Here is a 17192-nt window from a genome sequence, read left to right on the forward strand (position 1 = left end):
ATCAAACAGTCCCCATTCCTTCGAGGAGTCAGCTACGACTTCGTTTCAGCGACTGCCCAGACGGTTCTGAACGATTTTCCGACGCGACCGAGCAGTATCGCTTCGAAGTGCCCGCTGGCAAGCTGGACCGGATAGAGTCGTTCTTGGCCGAGTATTTCTACGAGGTCAACCGCGTGGCATCCGACGCGATTGAGCCGTTCTGCGTGGTCAAAGAGAAATACACCGATCACGCGGATATCCTCCGAAACTCGGCATATCACACGGGCCGAGGGAGCAATACAGTGTTCGTGATGCAGGATCGACTGTCGGCCGAGCAGGCGATCGAACGGGGCGCGACACCGCTTGCCGACGCGGACACCAGCTTTCGCTTGTAACCGGTCAGTTCCAGAGAGCTGAGCGAATTATCACCCTGCTCTCCACAGAAAGCGTACTCTGCCCGTGTTCGTCAGGTATCTTGTGAATTGGAATTTCACTTATAGTGCCTGCCCAACTCACTCTCATCCGTTGTGCCCCGGGTGGTTTTGTCGAGCAGTAGATTTTCACTCAGTTCCGGTTTCGGAGCCGTCCACATGAAAAATTTCTGTCATCGTCAAGTTGACCTACGGGACTTGTAGATCTTCGCCGATTTCGAGCAGGTCTTGGTATCGGTTGCGGATGGTGACCGTAGAGATATCGGCTACTTCGCCAACGGCTGGCTGAGTGACTTTCTCGTTCGTGAGCAATGCTCCAGCGTAGACCGCAGCAGCTGCAAGCCCGACGGGATGCTTCCCACTCAGATAGCTTTTCTCAGTTTCGACCACGCTCGTGAGCAAGGCGCGGCTCCGTTGTGTGGCCTCGTCGGAGAGATCAAGCTCCGAGGCCAACCGGGGAATATAGTCCAACGGGTCCGCAGGCTCGATTTCGAGTCCCAACTCGCGGGTGAGATGGCTATACGTTCGTGTGATCCGAAGCTGTTCGATGCGAGAAACAGCAGCGACTTCATCGAGCGATCGGGGGATACCGGCCTGTCGCGCGGCGGCGTACACTGCAGCGGTACTCATCCCCTCGATCGACCGCCCACGAAGCAAGTCTTCATCAAGTGCCCGGCGGTAGATCACGCTCGCGGTTTCACGTGTCGATTGCGGCAGACCAAGAGCGCTCGCCATCCGCTCGATCTCGCCGAGGGCGTGCTTGAGGTTTCGCTCTTGGGCGCTGACGGTCTGCGAGCGGGTGTGCCATGTCCGAAGCCGGTTCATCTTCTTGCGCTGGCGGCTCGACAGGCTGTTGCCGTAGGCGTCCTCGTTGCGCCAGTCGATTTCAGTCGAAACACCCTCGTCGTGGAGCATCTTCGTCGTGGATGAGCCGACGCGCGAGCGCTGCTCGCGTTCGTCGGCCGTGTGAGCTCGCCACTCGGGACCGTGATCGATCTCGTTCTCGTCGACGATGAAGCCACACTTGACGCAGGCGGTTTCGCCGTGCTTGTGATCGTGTTCGAGTCGACCGTCACACTCCGGGCAGACGGTGGGTGTCTGCTCGGTGGTGTGTTCGGTCTCGGTTGTGTCCGTGCTGTCTTCGCCCACTTCGCGTTCGGTTTGTGTGGTGTCGACCATGGGGGGTCTCCGAGAGATCGAAGTTGCTGTTTGATGGCTTGTTCGTCCATTGATATAAAACACGGTGTGGCATGGCCGGTGGCGGTCTGGTACGTCTCGCTGGTGAGTCAGTACTTCTGGAACTGTGGTCTGTCGGTGCGTTCGCTGCGCAGTGGTGTCGCCTTTGCTTGGACAACTGCGACGTTTAGACACGAGGATTCAAGAACGAATGAGCGAGAATTGGCACGAGAGCGGCTGAATGGCGGTCGGGGTACGCGAACGTGTCGTAGTTATACTACAACCCCGACATCAATTGTGAGCAGGTGGTGTCTGGAGAGATGGTGGGTGAGATATTCTCTGTGAGCTCATCGTGTAGAGAATTTGCGGATAGTTTGGGTTCACCAAGACCGAGAGTAAGGAATATTCCCACCAATCGTTGACGCACCACCGGCTGATACTGAGTGTGAAGTATTATATGCCTCGGACACAGAGTTAGGACCACGATGGCTTATCCACAACCCGTTCCGTCCCTCAGCGAGGACGAGTTCGCCCATTTCCGTGAAGAAGTGGACGAATTCGAAGCTCCTGAGGAGATGGAAGATGACCTCGCCCGGCACCGCGAGGCTCTCAAGCAAGACGCTTAACTAACCTTTTTAATCGCCAGTTGCTTTTCCATTCGTAGTGAGTTCGAACTTCGAGAAGATCCACCCACAGGTAGACATCCGCCCGTACGAATTGGGTGAACCCATTCCGGAATTTGACTGCGAGAAGTCCTGGTTTAATGATTTTATTAACACGGATGAAGTAGAACACTACCAACGAGATCGTCTCGGGAAAACAAAGTTAGTCTACTTCGATGATGAGTTCGCCGCATTTTTCTGCTTATCGCCGAACTCGATGAGAGATAACGACTACAACGAAGAGGAAGCAGATGGCGCGAGTGAGCTGTACGAGGGCCCATTTGATATGCCCGCCAGACTTCTAGGGCATCTCGCTGTTGACAAGCAGTTCAAAGATAAGGGGCTTGGTGAATACCTCGTGAAGCACATCCTTGCGGATACAATGGAATCAGATACACCGTTCAGAGTGATGATCCTCCATTCTCATGATGACGTGGTCAGGTTCTACCAACAGTATGGCTTCGTCAAAGCATTCCCCAACGGTGGCGGTAACTCGAATACCACGCTCATGTTCTACGATATTGGCCGATTGACTGACTGATCACTAACTTAGTACGGGGTGCTGGCTTATCAAACGTTTCACTGAGGACTCCAGCGCTGGCTCGCCGCCTTCGCCTTCTACTACAACTATCAGCGACCGAATCAAGCGCCCGATAACCGCACACCAGTTGAGGAAATGATGGTTTCTTGACTGAACAGCACCAGCTGAGGTGTAAAGTAAAATTGGTCTACTAAAGCGACCAGCGTTCAATTAATTCCTTCGCCAAGTCTTCTGTTCTTTGCTCAATATGGTCGCTAGTCCACTCATCGTAGCTTGCTACCTCCTCAGCAATTTTCACATCCGACTCTCTGTACCTACGCTTCTTATTGGCAAATGAGGTTTCATCAACACTTGCATGATCTTCATTCAGCAAGAGGGTGAGGTTTCCTAACATATCTTTTTGCTCTTCGAACCTTTCATCATCCAACTTTTCTCTCCAGCTGTGGTACTCTGGTTTGCTACCGTACGTGTTCCGAGGTGCTATATGTTCAATATGTAGATTCTCGATCTCCATCTTCCACGGACCACGACGCTCCTCTTCGATGCTGACAAGTGCGAGACGCGTCCTAAAGTTCCATGGCCCTTGAATGTTCAAGTTATTCGCTTTCAGGTACTCCTCCATCTCTCCGTCAGATGGTGTATATTCCTTGATAGCATTTCGGAGTGTCTGTCGAATCTCGTTCTGGTCTTCTGTGTTCTTCACCCTCCGAGCAGTTCCGTAAATAGCATCTCGTGTATCGGCAGATGACATAGAACTAAGTCTCATTCGCATGGCGAGGATCGATGCCAACTTGAAATCTTCTTTCAGCAGGACATCTCTGTCGATATTGTTGTAGATAGCTAGAGACAGTACCTCCGAGTGGGTCGAAGCAGAATTAAGATACTGCAAGTGCCGTATAGCATCATCAGGTACGTTGTGGCCGTCTACATCATAGCTGCTACTACTGATTTCGAGATATATGTCTACCTGCTCCTGGAACCACATGACGAAATCATATACATCATCGTAATTGTCCAGAACCTTCTCGAAGTTTCTGTACAATTCGGATTTATCTATCTGCCTTGGCGTTGGCACATCCGAATTAGTTAGAATCTGGGTCATGGGACGACGAACTCGAAGCCCTCTCTGAAATCGTGGCCCACCAAGGTTCTTTTCTAACAAATTATAAATATGATTCCACCGGCGAGTGATTTCTCTTGATTTCTCTAAATCATCTACATCTTCGGCCGCTCCATGAATGCGTGCTTTAGCCAGTATTTGCGGTGAAACCTCTTTGCCTCGCTCATTCTGAGATTGGAAGATAGTGTAAGCAAGACTGGTATCTGTCGCCACCGTTTCAACTACTTTAAGGAAATCACAGACGTTGTTCACCAAGCCTTCAACCTGCCGTTCACTAAGACTATCAATCTCGGTAGAATAGTAATCGTAAGCGTTTCGAATTTTACCATTCGCCTCCTCAATATCCTCACGCCAGAGTTTCCTGAACGCCTCATTCGCTCCCTCATCATCAAGGATAATTTTCGGCTCAGGGCTTCCTCCCTTATGGGTCTCCAGAATATCTCGCATACGGATGTCATCTAACTGTTCGTCATCGCTTGACTCAAAGTGCGAGGAGTCACGAATAGCCATCATCAGAATAGAAATTGTAACCATTCGCTGTTGCCCGTCCACTATTTCATATACGCTGCCAGACTCTTGCTCAAGAAGGATAATGTTCCCGAGGTAATGCTTATCTACCTGTTCACCAATCCTGTTCACGTCCGTCCACAAATCCCGCCAATGTTTCTTCTCCCACTCGTATCCTCGCTGATAAGGAGGTACCCTAAACACAGCACCTCGCTTCCCACCAAATAGATTTCTAATCGATCTGTAACGGGCTTCCATACTACTAACCGGTGTGCGGGAGGTATAAATCTAAATATAGACCAATTGCCTCCTATAGAATATGGTCAACAGAGGCTAAGTGAGGGACTCCATCATAGCCTCAGAGCAGCCCTCTAATTTCACCGAAATTGCCAATTCACATCAGATATGATACTTATCTCTAAACGCTTTCACAGGGTGTCATAGAACGGTTGGCATGGCTTTCGGATATCGATTGAGAGGCCTGCTCCCGCTGGTTCTGAATATCGGTGATACTATAGGGATTAGCAGAGATAGTGGTATATCTCGGGTGATTTGAGTTGTGGTAGAGTCGTCGAAAGGTACGTTTTGACCTCATCAAGCGTTCGAAACAGCCGGTTGGCTCGTGCAGCTCTCAACTGGAGCCAGCAGTTTTCGAGCGGATTCATCTCCGGCGAACGTGGCGGCAGGTACTCCAGAAGCAGGCCGTCCGCGGCGGCCTGCTTCTTCAACGTCTTCGCTATGAAATATGGGGCGTTGTCCAACACGATCACCAGTTTTTGACCGAATTCCTGCTGTAACGCCCGCAGGAAGTGTTTAGCGACCTCCGCGTTGAATCGATTCGGCGTCAGTGCAACGAAGCGGTCGCCATCGTCAGTGACCGCTCTCAGCATGTTCATCCGCTCACGAACGCCCGAGACCGGCAGTCTCGGGCGTGAGTTCACTGGGAACCATCCGCGCTTTTGTTCGGTTGATATCGGTTGCGTATGCTGATCGATGGCGACGATTCTCGCTAGTTGTCCACTCTGGCCCAACAGCTCAGTTGCTGTCATGTAGTGGCCAGAATGATGCGACTGAATCAGTCGCCTGATTCAGCCGCTGTCCGGATTTCTGTGTGATGAAGCTCCCAAAGCTCAAGCGCATCCTCACAGATCCGGACGAGTTCATTTCGAACGGTCAGTTGAAGTCTCTTAGCATGGAATTGCTTGAGCTGATACCGTTGGAAGGAATCGAGGGCTCTGGCCTCGATTCCGAGGAAATCATGGAAGTCGTGCTACGGGCTGCTGTTGACACGACATCGGTCAACGGCGTCACGACGAACACCGAGGATACACCAAATCGGGAGACGGTGATGGATTGGCTGCACACGCTGGAGAACGAGCCGATGCTCGATGCTGTCAACGATATCCTCGCGTTGGTGGCGATGACGGTTCTCGACCGCGGCGGGTCGAGAACCATCTGCATCGACTTCATGGACAACCCGTTCCATGGTCACCCGGAAGATGAAGACGAGTTCCGCCGGATGCAAGCCCGTGATGGCACCACAAAGTGTCATCGCTACTGCACAGTGTTCGTCCTTGCGCAAGGGAAGCCGCTGACGCTGGCAGTCGAACCAGTTGACGGCGATGATGACAAGGCCGACGCGGTCGAGCGCCTGCTCGCCCGCGTCGAGACATATCCCTTCGAGATTGAGCGGACTCTCATCGACAGAGCAGCCTTTGCTGGCGAGTTGATCGGTGTGCTTCGTGAGGCAGCACCGCCGGTCTTTCCGGTGAAGACTGGGAAAGACTCGCTGGAAAAGAAGCTGACGACGGACAAATCGCACATGACCGAAGAGACGATTTGTGAAGGAAAACCGTATGAACAGACGTATCCACTGGCAGTGAACGTCACATACCAAAACGGTGATCGTGGGAAATCAGGCCTCAAACAGACGGGATACGCGGCGTACGGTCTGGAAGACCGCACGCCGACGCAAGTGGCGCGGATCTATAACAACCGGTCACGGATCGAGAAGAGCTACGAGAAATTCCGAGAAGCGCGGGCACTGACAACGACGCCGTCTACGACAATTCGGCTGTTCTACGTGGGTGTTGGCTTCCTGTTGGAGCAGTTGTGGATCGTGTTGCAGTGGGCAGTGCTCGCCCAGCCACGGCGTGGCGGGCGAGCACTCCCGACAGACTTCACGTTCGGTGATGCATTTCTCCATGGGATTGAAGAGGTGTTGGACGATGAACTCGGCTGGAAGACGAAGCATCGGACGAACGGAGAGGGACTGCCAGCAGGACACGAGCACGGACTGGGTTGAGTCGCCTCGCTTCAGCCGAAGCGAGGCTGGCGAGGAGCGACAGCTCTGTTCTGGGAGTGGTCTCAGTGGCAGCCACGGAAGGGATACGTATGTGATCCGATATTTGCTGGCTCCTCCGCAGCGTTCGTAGGATTCTTCGCCTCGTTTTCGGCGTCACTCCGGTGTGAAACCGGGCTTTTGCTGCCAGCGTTATCGATAGAGTGGACAACTAGCGATTCTATATCCATCAGCCTTCAGCGTCGGCCACTTTTTTTGAACTCCGCGCGCCAGTGTCGTTGCGCCTCGGGATCGGCCTCGTAGTGAATCGGCCGGGCTGTCTGAACTGACAGCCCGGCCTTGTGCATTACGCGATAGACGTGCGCGAGCGAGTACTTGACGCCAAAGGTGTCGGTGATGTAATCACGGACAAGCGGCGGTGTCCAGGCGGGTGCATCGATTCCTGCGTCGAACGGCGACGCCACCAGCGTCGCCGTGAGTTGGTCGAACTGGTCTGGTGAGAGTCGTGGTGGGCGTCCGGTTCGTGGAGCGTCGCCGAGCGCGGTGATATCGCGCTCGGCGACTGTGTTGAGCCAGTTGTAGCTGGTCTGGACAGGGAAACCGAGGAGATCGTCGATGGTATACGGTGAGAATCCAGCCTCGTAGAGGAGTGCAACAGTGAGTTGCTTTGCCGCCTTCGCATCCGTTTCCGTGCGCAGTTGCTGGCGCAACTGTTCCGGATCAACATCGACTAATTTCTCGCCCGATCCAGTCATATCTCCCATACGCGTCGTGAGAATATCAACATTTCTGCTAATCCCTATAGCCCTCTGAATCTCGGGGGCATTGGGACACTCTTTGTCGCGGATTAATCGCGGCGCGGGGAACGCATAGTACGGTGCGCCGGCTTCCTCAAGCTCGCTCGGTGATAGCGGTGTGTACCGATTCCAGTCCGGCAGGGCGTAATGCACGTCCGGCGTATGCACGACCACTACCACGCGCGCGTCGGCCGGATAATCGGGATTGTCTTCGGCCACCGTGATTTCCTCACCCTCCTCGTCTTCGTAGACCCATTCTTCAGCAATCGCGTCCGGCAGTGCCGTCACATAGGCCGGACTCCCCTCGTCGATCTCTTGGTCGATGACTATATCACCGGGATTGAAATCAAGCTCGTCGCTCATCGGTCTCCACTCCCATCGGCGAGATAGCCCTGTCGCATCGCCTCCGAACGCGTCGAAGCCAGTTTCTCTTCGATATACGGCGTGAGGACTGGAATCTCGCGCAAGCGGTCGTCAGACCAATCCTCGCGCAGACGTGCGAGCATCCGGTCGATCTCTTCTTGGCCGTACATATGCCGCTCGTCGCCGCCCTGAATCGCTACGTGATCGTCTACGAACCGCTCGACGGCTTCCCAGGCATCGAGGTCTGCAATCCGGGCTGTAATCGTATCGAGGCCTGCCTGCTGGGCGGTGGCGAACCGCCGATGGCCCGCCACCACCTCGTACTCGCGGTTGTGGTCACGCTGCTCGTCACCCGCCACCCGGCGCACGGTCGGATACGTCAACAGATGTCCGCGCTCGCGCGTGAGCTTGATGAACTTCTGGTGGTCAGGGTCGTCCATCGAGCGGTAAGTGTACGGCGACGGCGCGATGTCCGCGACGCGGACCTCTTCAATAGGGTCGGTCGGTGAGAGGCGTTCGACCACCTCGGGATTCGACAGCGTGACCGCTCCCATCTGTTCGCCGTCGTCGCGCTCGGCGTCATAGACAATCACCCCATGCTCGTTGTAGTGCCAGCGCCCGCACCATCCCTCGTAGGTGTGCTCGTCCGTGTGAACCCGGACGCGCACGCCGCGGAACGTATCATCAACGTCGTCATAGAACGGGTTGCCCATTACTATTGAACCTCCTGTTGCTGTCGATTGTGCCCCGATTCCTCGGCCATACGGCGTTCAATATATCTTTCCATATTGTAATCTATATCTCTATCCATATATGGATCCCTAAAGCTGTCTGGCTGCATCTCCGACTGCCTCACGCCACGATTCAACCAATTCAGGATCAGCTTCTTGGAACCCAAGGCGTGCGGCGAGTTGGGCCACCTCGCTCCGGTCAATCTCCTCAGGATTTGGGTCACGACCGAGTGCTTCTTGCAATTCCACACCGACCGCGCGCAACCGCTCGGGATCGGATTCAAGCGCGTCGAGTAAGCCTGCGAGCTCGCCATCCCAGAACGACACCGTTCGCTGGCTCCCCGCCTCCTGCCGCTCTGCGAGTGCCGCGATAAGCATCTGTTTGAACGCATCAGTTTCCTCGCCGTCCGCGTTCGCAGCATCTTCTTGCAGCCGGCTTCCGGTTTCAGTCTGCTGACGAAGTGTGTCGAGATCAATATCACCTTCGTCTTCGCTCATGATTGACTCGCCTCCGGTTCGATCTCGGTCTCTGACGGTGCCATGCGACCAACGAGTTCGTGGGCATCCTCACGGTAAGCAGCGAGCGCTCGCTGTGCGGTCTGCGACGGTTGCTCCAACTGGAACACCGTCTGTCCGTTCTGCTGGGCGTTCGTAATGTCCTGCGAACTCGGTATCTGTTCGGGGGCTAGTACCTCGGCGTACTCGCTGCTCAACTGCTCGAAGAGATCACGGTCAATCGTCTTCCGCTCGTCGTACTCGTTGATGAGTACCAGCGCGAGGTTGATATCGATATCCTGTCCAGCGCGTATCTCATCAAGGTCCGCTTCCAGCTGGCTCATCTGTTCTTGCTCGAACGGCCCTGCACGGACCGGCGTGATGACGTGGCGGGCGGCCCATAATCCATTGTACGCGATATTTGACGTGCTCCCCGGCAGGTCAAGTAACAGTACATCGTAGCGCTCGTCAAGATACTCGGTCAGAAAGTGGTCCAGGCGAGCGTAGCGGTCGCTCGGGTCGTCAATGCTACCAAGCAGACTTTCGAGACCATCGAGACCTTCATGAGCGGGAATAAGGTCAGGACCTTCGCCGGTCGGCATTATGAGTTGGTCCACTGCATCGGGTAGCTGGTCAGCTATCGTATCCCACTCGTCTTGAAAAACGGTCGTGATATTCGGCCAATCATCGCTCTCTTTGGCCTGCTGCCAGAGGCCGAAATGCTTGGTGAGGTCGCCCTGCTTCCCAGCGAGGTCAAGCAGGCAAACTCGATACCCCTTATCGGCGAGCGCAACTCCGACGTGGGCGACGGTAGTGGTTTTCCCGACACCGCCTTTGTCAAGGAACGCTGCGGCGCGCATAGTAGTATCCATACGTCGAACCATATATGGAAGCATATAGGCTTAAATCTATGGGAAACGAGACTGGTGATGTATCAGCCAGATTGTGATCAGCGTGAGTCTTCTGGCCTATCCTCCTGAAAGAGCAAATCCACATAATGGAATCCATACATTATTCCATATATGGAATCATATAACCACAATCGAAAACACAGCAAGAATCGATTCTTGCTGGAATCTTCTTACTTCCCCGTAGTTCGAACAGCGATTCATGCTGAGTTGTCTAACCGACTGAAAGGCGATAATCGCTCCCTATCCTGACCATATAGCTATCCACACAACTATCCATATATGAATACCCATATCCAGTCAAATACGCCATAACTGGCTTTCCCAACTGATAGTAAATACGTGAAGTCTACAGACCCCTTGCTCAGTCAAATAGGGTAAACGTGATCACTTCGGACATATCCTCAGTTGATCACATTGACACAGTCCCGACGCCGTCCAGCAGGCGCTGAATTTGTCTAGCCGATGCCCGAATGGCCATCGGAACGATAGAGCTGGGAGTTTTGGATTGGTGAGGTCGCTGTCGGCGGCGATCGCCGCCGACGCGACAGTGTCGCCACTCACGACCAACGCCCTGATTGGGCGCAGCTACCGGAAGAACCGATCGCCTAGTGACTGATTCGCTGGAACAGACCTACGTACTCCAAGTGCTGTCCAGGCTGCTCGGAGTACCATCTCGCAGAACTCCGTGAACGGCCACTTCCAGAGGCGGCGCCCCCCGCGGCGGGGCGCCGCCACGTACTGCCAGTGCAGATACCGCCAGCTGTTCTGGAGCAGGAGACTCACCACAAACATCACCAACCGCAGGCCAGCGTCCTGTGAACTGGTGAAGGCGAGGCTTTGTTTGGCTAACCGGTAGCTCGATTCAATGCCGAATCGCTTGCTGTAGTGGTTGCGTGCATCCCGTGGCGTGTCGATGAACGGCGCGTCAGCGGCGTAGCCGTGACGCGCCACTCCGTGTTCGTCGTATCGTCCCTGCTGGTAGACGCAATCGATGAACACAGGAAACGTCACCTTGCCGGCGAGATCGTGTTCGATCTCGCGGCTCCAACCGCTGTTGAGTTCGTTTTGAATCGCCTCTCCCCATTTGACGATCGGCATCACGTAGGCATAGTTGTGCGCGTACAGTAGCTTCAGACAAGTACTGTTGTAGAATCCACGATCGAGATAGACGGCCTTGACGGCGAGGTCAAGGCCGTCGAGGAGTTCAAGAAACTCAGCGAGGACGTCACTAGTGGTTTCGCCAGCAACCACTTGGCGAACCGCCAGCGTGTACCGCTTGTTGCGTACCCGCGCGTAGAGCGTCGCATAGGCGTGGAATGTCGTCGTTCCACGTTTCGCCTGCGAAGAATACAGCGCCTCTGTCTCGTCTTCGTCGCCGTAGTAAGGGTCAAGGTGGAGGTCGGCGGCGACCTCCACCGGTCGATCTGGCAGTAGCTCAAGAGCATCTCGTTGCAGGAGTGTGTCCCCAACCGCCTCGACCGAGTCAAGCTCGAACTGGTCGGTAAGATAGCCACGGACGGTATTGGCGTGGGGCGATTCATCGGTTGTTTCGCAGACGTGGTTAATTGAGGTCCCGCCGGCGCTGGCGCCGGCGAGGACCTCGTACAGTTTCTCCGTGGTGACCTCAACGTCCTCACCGAGCTGTATTGCAAGTTCCTCGTCAAGACTGTTGACGACAAAATTAAGCAGGTGCTCTTCCTCTATCTCGCTGTCTGCTTGGGGTTGGTCCACATCTTCCTCAAGCAGATGCTTGCTCTAACTCGATGTGATCGACTGATCCTATTATCATCCCCCGCTCTCACGCGAATTCAACTGTCTGGCAAGAATGGAGCAGTAGTGCATCCGCTGAACTGCGAAAGGCAACGAAACGGTGGTAGGGACAATTGTTGAAGCCTTCTACCTTGTGTAACAGAATGCTCTTCATTCACTCATTGTATTACATAAGGTAAGAAAGAGCCTGTAGACTGTGAGTACGATTGGATCGGTTGTGCTCGGTAGCTATTACTCGGATCCGTCACGAGGAACGATCTGATCAACCTCCTGTGAGTACACGTGGCATTCGTCTTTAGCTAAGAGCAGAACCGCATGACTGCGGCTAGAAGCGAAGTCGGTTCATGAACGGAATGAGGAGGAGTTCGGTGTGTCGCCAGAACCCTCCTCAAACCGAATTGAACGCCGGCTCACTACGCTCTTTCCATCGACGGCTCTCGAAGACCACGCCGAGGCAGTCGGCGTGGTCGAACGCGACGGCANCGAATTGAACGCCGGCTCACTACGCTCTTTCCATCGACGGCTCTCGAAGACCACGCCGAGGCAGTCGGCGTGGTCGAACGCGACGGCAAGTTCCAGGTTCCAGCGATGGTCTGGGCGCTCGTGTTCGGCTTCGCCGCAGGCGAAAGCCGAACACTCGCTGCCTTCCGTCGTGCCTACAACGCTACTGCCGACAAGACGATCTCGCCCGGCGGTTTCTATCAGCGTCTGACACCGCTTTTCGCCACATATCTCCGCGACCTCGTCGAGTTTGCGCTCGACGAGGTCGCCGTCCCGCACACGATTAGCGACGAGTTCGACCAATTCAGAGACGTGATGATCGCCGATGCAACCGTCCTGCGGTTGCATCAGTTCCTGAGAGAGCAGTACCAGGGACGACGCGAGGAGCAGGCTGGAGCGAAGCTCCACCTGCTCCACAACGTCACTGACCAAACCATCGAGAAGCTCTCCATCACTGGCGAACGCCCCCACGACAGCACCGAGTTCAAGACGGGATCGTGGCTGAAAGGGCGGTTGCTACTTCTCGATTTGGCGTACTTCAAGTTCCGTCGCTTCGCGCTGATCGACGAGAATGGCGGCTACTTCGTGAGCCGTCTCAAGCATAATACCAAGCCAGAGATCGTCGCAGAACTGCGCGAATGGCGCGGGCGCGCCATTCCGCTGGAAGGAGAGCAGGTCTTCGACATTGCGGAGGATCTCCACCGCAAATACGTTGATGTCGAGGTAGAGGTGGAGTTCAGACGCGGGTTGTACGAAGGCACGCGGTCGTGGGATACGAAGCGATTCCGCGTCGTCGGCGTCCGCAACGAGGACGCCGACGACTACCACTTCTATATCACGAATCTCCCGAGAAAATGGTTCTTGCCGGCGGATATAGCGACGATGTACCGCTGCAGGTGGGCGGTAGAGTTGCTATTTCGTGAGTTGAAGACGCTGTACGATCTTGACGAGTTCGACACGAGCAATCCTGCAGTAGTGGAGATTCTGCTGTATGCGGCGGTGCTGACGTTGTTGGTGAGCCGTGAGTTGCTGAAGCTGGTGATCGAGCACGCGGACGATGAGGCGGTGTTCCCACCAGAACGCTGGGCGGCGACCTTCCGGTCGCACGCCCAGCAAATCCTCAAGCGACTCAGCGACTACCTGGATTACTCGCCACCGCCGCTGTTAGACCGGATGGCTGCCGACGCACAGAAAATCCATCAAGAGCGCCCGATCCTCCAAGAACGATTCGCTACCACCACTCAGTCAACCGCTGGAGTTAGCTAAAGACAGATGGTACACGTGGATCAGGCGGCCGCTCTCCTCGTCGAGCAGCCACCCGTCCGACCGCTCTTCGACCAGCGTTCCACGAAGAGTATCGCCATCAGTCAACCGCACTTCCACCGACGCCGGAATCTCAGGCACATCCATACGCGGCGGTCAGGGAGACCAGCAAGTAAGTCCATCACCGCTTTGGGCGGCGAATACAGCCTCTGTCAGCGTGAAATGGTAGAAGCAGTACATCCAGCCGAATATGCAACGAGGCAGGCTTCTGTCTGCTGGCGTTGCGTTCGCTGGTCAGTCGTCAGTTGGGGTGATGTAAACCTGCTCGTCGACGTAGTAGATGTAGCCCCGACTCTGCAACACGTCGAGTGCGTACTCGGCGTCAGCGTCGGTAAATCGCTCGTCAGCGACCAGCACAGTCGTCGCCTCGTCTTTCGACAGGCCTTCATCGCCATCACTGACCGTCTCCCGCAGTACCTCAAGAGCGTCTTCGGCGAACGGCGGAATTCGCCGCGGCCCGTTCATGCGAGACATATCAACTCCTTCCAGACGACACTCCCGCTGACCAGCAGGCGACGACACTGTCTCTGTCTCATTCGTACTCGCCGAGTCCAGTATCCTCGGAAGACTCTTCGGACCCTGAGAGTTCATCAGAACTGCTCTCCTCGCTCCCGACGCTTTCGGTGCTTCCGGCACTCTCCTCGTTCCCGCCGGAATCATGAGCCTCCGCGTCGGCTTCGACCTGTTCGGCATCGCCAGCGGACGAGTCGCTCCCCGCAGCGTCCGACTCTCCATCGCTCGTGGTGGCAGCCGTCGACGCATCCGTGGCATCGAGACTTTCCAGCGCTTCGATAGCCGCCTCTCGATACGGGCTGAGCCGCTCACCGTACTCATCGCGTGCCATCTGCGCGTAGTCGTTGATCTCCGCGTCGAACGCCTCCAAGCGTTCGATGGTCCGGGCGGCGGCCTCAACCACCCAGCGGTCCCGGGTTGGCTCATCAACCTGCGTGATCGACTCTGGCCGCACCGCGACGTTCGTCTCGCCGTCGTCGGTCTCGTAGCTCCGCGGTTTCCCGACCACCGTCACATAGGTGGGTGTCTCGATCTGGCGCAGCGTGCTCGCCGCCTCCGGTTGGTACTGGCCCGCGTAGATGTAGAACGTTCCCGTGGGATCGACCACACGTCCCTGCCAGTATTCCGAGTCCGTTCCGACATCGTTCGTCTCGGTCAACGTGCCCGCGAAAAACAGCCGATTCACCCGATCACCCGTCGGGAGTAGCGTGTAGTTCGGCGCGAGTTCGTCCTCGGACTCTTTGAACGTGTACGTCGCGTCGTTGAACTCCCTGGCGAACAACCGCTTGGCGACCTCCCGTCCCGTCGACTCGGCTGCGTCTGAACTTGCGCTCATCTACAGCGACCTCGCTGTGATCAGCACTTCTTCAGAATCCGTGCGCGCGCCGAGCTGCTCGAACTCGTCGGCCAGTACGTATCGGCCGAGTTCAGGCCCCCTGATCCGGTAGTACCGCCCGAGAACCATCTCACTGATGTCGTCGGCCACGACAGTGGTATCCAGCGCGTCCATCGCGCGCTCTTTCGCCTCATCGAGCGTGATGTCCGCAAAGTCCTCGGTCATCTCCCGGTTGAAGATCACCTCATGAACCTCGTTGCCGTTGTCGAGGACGCCCTTGACCCGGAGGTCGAACTCCCCGTCGACCTCGCCGTGCTCGGAACAGCGGCCGTTCTGGAGCACGCGCGTACAATCCTCCTTGGGACAGCGCTTGATCAGCCCACTCCCGCTCTGGATGTCTACAAGAGCACCCTCAACCTCGGTGGAGTTATCGCCGACTTCGATCTCCTCGTCGACCTCTTCGATGGTGGTGGTCCGATTGAGCTTGACCGAGAATTGGCCCTGGTACTCGTCGGTGACGACGTTGCCGAGTTGGTACACCAAGCCTTCTTCGAGCGTGGGAAGGTCGGATTTCGCCCACGAAGTGAACTTGATCCGGCCCGTCTCATCGCCCACGAGGCCGACCTGTGCGATGGAATCACTGCGTGGCTCCCACAGTTCGACGATTTTCGCGGTGATGTCGATCCATTCTTCGGCGGTGTTGATGCTGCCGATCTCGCGCTGCTCGTTCGCGTCACCTACCGCTTCCGGGTCGGTATCGGCTTCATCGTAGTAGCTGCTGGTGACGCTGCGGCGCGCTTCCTCGATGGGCACCTGATACTCGTTGACGAGCGTGTCGAGGCGCTCTTCGACCTCCCCGACGGTGATGTCCATCTGGTCGGCGAACTGCTCGTGAATGTCTTCGGCGTGCGATTGCACATCTGGCATGGTATTTCCTGCCTCCGCGTGTGTTCGATGGGAGACACTGGCTGTTCGCCACTCTCANTGTCTTCGGCGTGCGATTGCACATCTGGCATGGTATTTCCTGCCTCCGCGTGTGTTCGATGGGAGACACTGGCTGTTCGCCACTCTCAAGCAAAAAGGTCCGGAAAGGGACGTGAAAGTGGAAGTGAACCCCTAATTGAGGTGGCGAGGTGGATTTAACCGTGACTCTGAGCCGAGGATATCACCCGATCACGCCCGGGTGTTTCAGCGCTGGCGGCCCAGAAACCACCGAAAACGACTCTACTGAGCATGGCGATACGCTCAAGCACCGATCATGACCGATGCGGACGACGCTCTCAGCCTCGGTATTGGCTGGGGCGCGTGCGAGGAATGCGGTGAGGATAAACCCGACGTGCTGCGCGTCGGGACCCTCACCGACAGGCGGATTCTCTGCAAAGAGTGTCGGCAAGAGGATCGCCGACAGGAACCACTCGACTGACGCAGCCAAGCCATCGGCCGACGGCGGGCGTTGACTCGTGTCTCTGTATCTGTGTCAGACGACTCGCTTAAGCCTCAGCAGCAACGTACTGCTCTTCCCACTCGCGGCGAGCGTCGATCTCGCGACGGCCGCGTTGAGTGATCTTGTAGTAGTTAGTCCGCTTGTCGAGTTCGCCCTTTTCGACCAGCCCTTTCTCGACCAGTTCGTCGAGATTCGGGTAGAGCCGGCCGTGGTGGATCTCGCTTTCATAATAGCTGTCAAGTTCGTCCTTGATCGCGAGGCCGTGCGGTTCGTCCTGTCCTGCAATCGCGTACAGTGCGTCGCGTTGGAAGCCAGTCAAATCATACATATACTACTATTGGTTATTCAAACGCTAAAATATATCGGTTCACAGATACGGAGTAGTGCTGTCGAGCCTAACTCAGAGATCGCGCGACTGGACAGTTCTGCGGTCATTGGCCTCTGCTCGCTGTGCAGCATCCGCGAGCAATTCGGCGACTTCACTATCGAGCGCGTCGTAGAAATCCGACGAGACGTTCTGATCTGCGAGCTGTTCTTTGACCGCCGCTTTGACGATGAGATCCGTCATGCAGCCTGTACTCCCAGCTATTCGCACTTATAACCCATCAAAGCGTGGTGAAAGTAAACTTAGCACTCATCTCCAGCGGGTGAATTACACTCTACTATAGCCCGTTGCATGGTTTCGAAATCAGCTCGGAAATGTCGTACAGCAGTCACTAATTGCAGGAATAGTCACTTTCACTAGACTAGAAGTCGGAGTAGTGCTATGAGTACCAGCACCTCCGACGCCT

20 protein-coding genes are annotated in these 17192 nt (G+C 55.7%); 6 read left to right on the forward strand and 14 right to left on the reverse strand.

The features are described from left to right. Positions 1–14 precede the first annotated feature (14 nt). Positions 15–374 carry a hypothetical protein gene (locus C451_RS05260; protein ID WP_241431195.1) on the forward strand — a complete coding sequence of 120 codons (360 nt, stop codon included), beginning with the start codon at positions 15–17 and terminating at the stop codon, positions 372–374. 225 nt (positions 375–599) lie between these two features. Here the strand turns inward: C451_RS05260 and C451_RS05265 are convergent, their stop codons facing one another. Further along, a complete protein-coding gene (locus tag C451_RS05265) occupies positions 600–1589 on the reverse strand; it encodes a transcription initiation factor IIB (protein WP_007738482.1) in 990 nt (329 codons plus the stop codon). A gap of 482 nt (positions 1590–2071) precedes the next feature. Between C451_RS05265 and C451_RS22570 the strand changes: the two genes are divergently transcribed. Both C451_RS22570 and C451_RS05270 read left to right on the forward strand, forming a co-directional pair. Next, positions 2072–2212, forward strand: coding sequence for a hypothetical protein (locus C451_RS22570; RefSeq protein WP_161605847.1), 141 nt, complete (start codon positions 2072–2074; stop codon positions 2210–2212). 37 nt (positions 2213–2249) lie between these two features. Next, positions 2250–2789, forward strand: a complete 540-nt coding sequence (locus tag C451_RS05270) for a GNAT family N-acetyltransferase (protein ID WP_007738485.1) — start codon at positions 2250–2252, stop codon at positions 2787–2789. A gap of 190 nt (positions 2790–2979) precedes the next feature. On the opposite strand, the gene C451_RS05275 is transcribed toward C451_RS05270, so the two are convergent. Beyond that, positions 2980–4674, reverse strand: a complete 1695-nt coding sequence (locus tag C451_RS05275; protein WP_080503506.1) for a DUF262 domain-containing protein — start codon at positions 4672–4674, stop codon at positions 2980–2982. Between the two features lie 263 nt (positions 4675–4937). Then, entirely contained in the window at positions 4938–5465 is a 528-nt protein-coding gene (locus C451_RS05280) for an IS630 family transposase (RefSeq protein WP_080503507.1), read from the reverse strand. Between the two features lie 65 nt (positions 5466–5530). Between C451_RS05280 and C451_RS05285 the strand changes: the two genes are divergently transcribed. Beyond that, positions 5531–6721, forward strand: coding sequence for an ISH3 family transposase (locus C451_RS05285; protein ID WP_007738490.1), 1191 nt, complete (start codon positions 5531–5533; stop codon positions 6719–6721). Positions 6722–6954: 233 nt separating this feature from the next. Here the strand turns inward: C451_RS05285 and C451_RS23680 are convergent, their stop codons facing one another. The 5 genes from C451_RS23680 to C451_RS05310 all read right to left on the reverse strand — a co-directional run bounded on the left by C451_RS23680 (position 6955) and on the right by C451_RS05310 (position 11746). Then, on the reverse strand, positions 6955–7878 hold the full coding sequence (locus C451_RS23680) for a helix-turn-helix domain-containing protein (RefSeq protein WP_007738491.1): 924 nt from the start codon (positions 7876–7878) through the stop codon (positions 6955–6957). Next, entirely contained in the window at positions 7875–8591 is a 717-nt protein-coding gene (locus C451_RS05295; protein WP_007738492.1) for a ParB/RepB/Spo0J family partition protein, read from the reverse strand. The genes C451_RS23680 and C451_RS05295 overlap by 4 nt, the downstream gene beginning before the upstream one ends. Before the next feature lie 108 nt (positions 8592–8699). Further along, positions 8700–9107 carry a hypothetical protein gene (locus tag C451_RS05300; RefSeq protein WP_007738493.1) on the reverse strand — a complete coding sequence of 136 codons (408 nt, stop codon included), beginning with the start codon at positions 9105–9107 and terminating at the stop codon, positions 8700–8702. Beyond that, a complete protein-coding gene (locus C451_RS05305) occupies positions 9104–9976 on the reverse strand; it encodes a ParA family protein (protein WP_007738495.1) in 873 nt (290 codons plus the stop codon). The genes C451_RS05300 and C451_RS05305 overlap by 4 nt, the downstream gene beginning before the upstream one ends. Before the next feature lie 624 nt (positions 9977–10600). Continuing rightward, entirely contained in the window at positions 10601–11746 is a 1146-nt protein-coding gene (locus C451_RS05310; RefSeq protein ID WP_049912981.1) for an ISH3 family transposase, read from the reverse strand. A gap of 525 nt (positions 11747–12271) precedes the next feature. Here C451_RS05310 and C451_RS05315 point away from each other — a divergent pair. Then, positions 12272–13552: an IS4 family transposase gene (locus C451_RS05315; protein WP_049912982.1), complete on the forward strand. Its 1281-nt coding sequence runs from the start codon at positions 12272–12274 to the stop codon at positions 13550–13552. Here C451_RS05315 and C451_RS22575 read toward each other — a convergent pair. The 4 genes from C451_RS22575 to C451_RS05330 form a co-directional block, all read right to left on the reverse strand. Beyond that, positions 13532–13696 carry a hypothetical protein gene (locus C451_RS22575; protein WP_161605848.1) on the reverse strand — a complete coding sequence of 55 codons (165 nt, stop codon included), beginning with the start codon at positions 13694–13696 and terminating at the stop codon, positions 13532–13534. The genes C451_RS05315 and C451_RS22575 overlap by 21 nt on opposite strands. A 147-nt stretch (positions 13697–13843) precedes the next feature. Continuing rightward, entirely contained in the window at positions 13844–14074 is a 231-nt protein-coding gene (locus C451_RS05320) for a hypothetical protein (RefSeq protein WP_007738501.1), read from the reverse strand. Between the two features lie 67 nt (positions 14075–14141). Next, the gene (locus tag C451_RS05325) at positions 14142–14957 is read right to left on the reverse strand and encodes an RPA family protein (protein ID WP_007738505.1); all 816 of its coding nucleotides are present in this window, start codon (positions 14955–14957) and stop codon (positions 14142–14144) included. Next, complete coding sequence (locus C451_RS05330) at positions 14958–15884, reverse strand: hypothetical protein (protein ID WP_007738506.1); 927 nt, start codon at positions 15882–15884, stop codon at positions 14958–14960. It abuts the gene before it with no gap. 331 nt (positions 15885–16215) lie between these two features. On the opposite strand from C451_RS05330, the gene C451_RS22580 reads away from it, so the two are divergent. Next, positions 16216–16380 carry a hypothetical protein gene (locus C451_RS22580; RefSeq protein WP_161605849.1) on the forward strand — a complete coding sequence of 55 codons (165 nt, stop codon included), beginning with the start codon at positions 16216–16218 and terminating at the stop codon, positions 16378–16380. Between the two features lie 67 nt (positions 16381–16447). On the opposite strand, the gene C451_RS05335 is transcribed toward C451_RS22580, so the two are convergent. Together C451_RS05335 and C451_RS05340 are read right to left on the reverse strand one after the other, a co-directional pair. Further along, the gene (locus C451_RS05335) at positions 16448–16729 is read right to left on the reverse strand and encodes a PadR family transcriptional regulator (RefSeq protein WP_007738507.1); all 282 of its coding nucleotides are present in this window, start codon (positions 16727–16729) and stop codon (positions 16448–16450) included. Between the two features lie 72 nt (positions 16730–16801). Beyond that, entirely contained in the window at positions 16802–16969 is a 168-nt protein-coding gene (locus C451_RS05340; protein WP_007738508.1) for a hypothetical protein, read from the reverse strand. Between the last annotated feature and the right edge of the window lie 223 nt (positions 16970–17192).

Origin of the sequence: Halococcus thailandensis JCM 13552 (assembly GCF_000336715.1) — an archaeon.
Taxonomy (GTDB): domain Archaea; phylum Halobacteriota; class Halobacteria; order Halobacteriales; family Halococcaceae; genus Halococcus; species Halococcus thailandensis.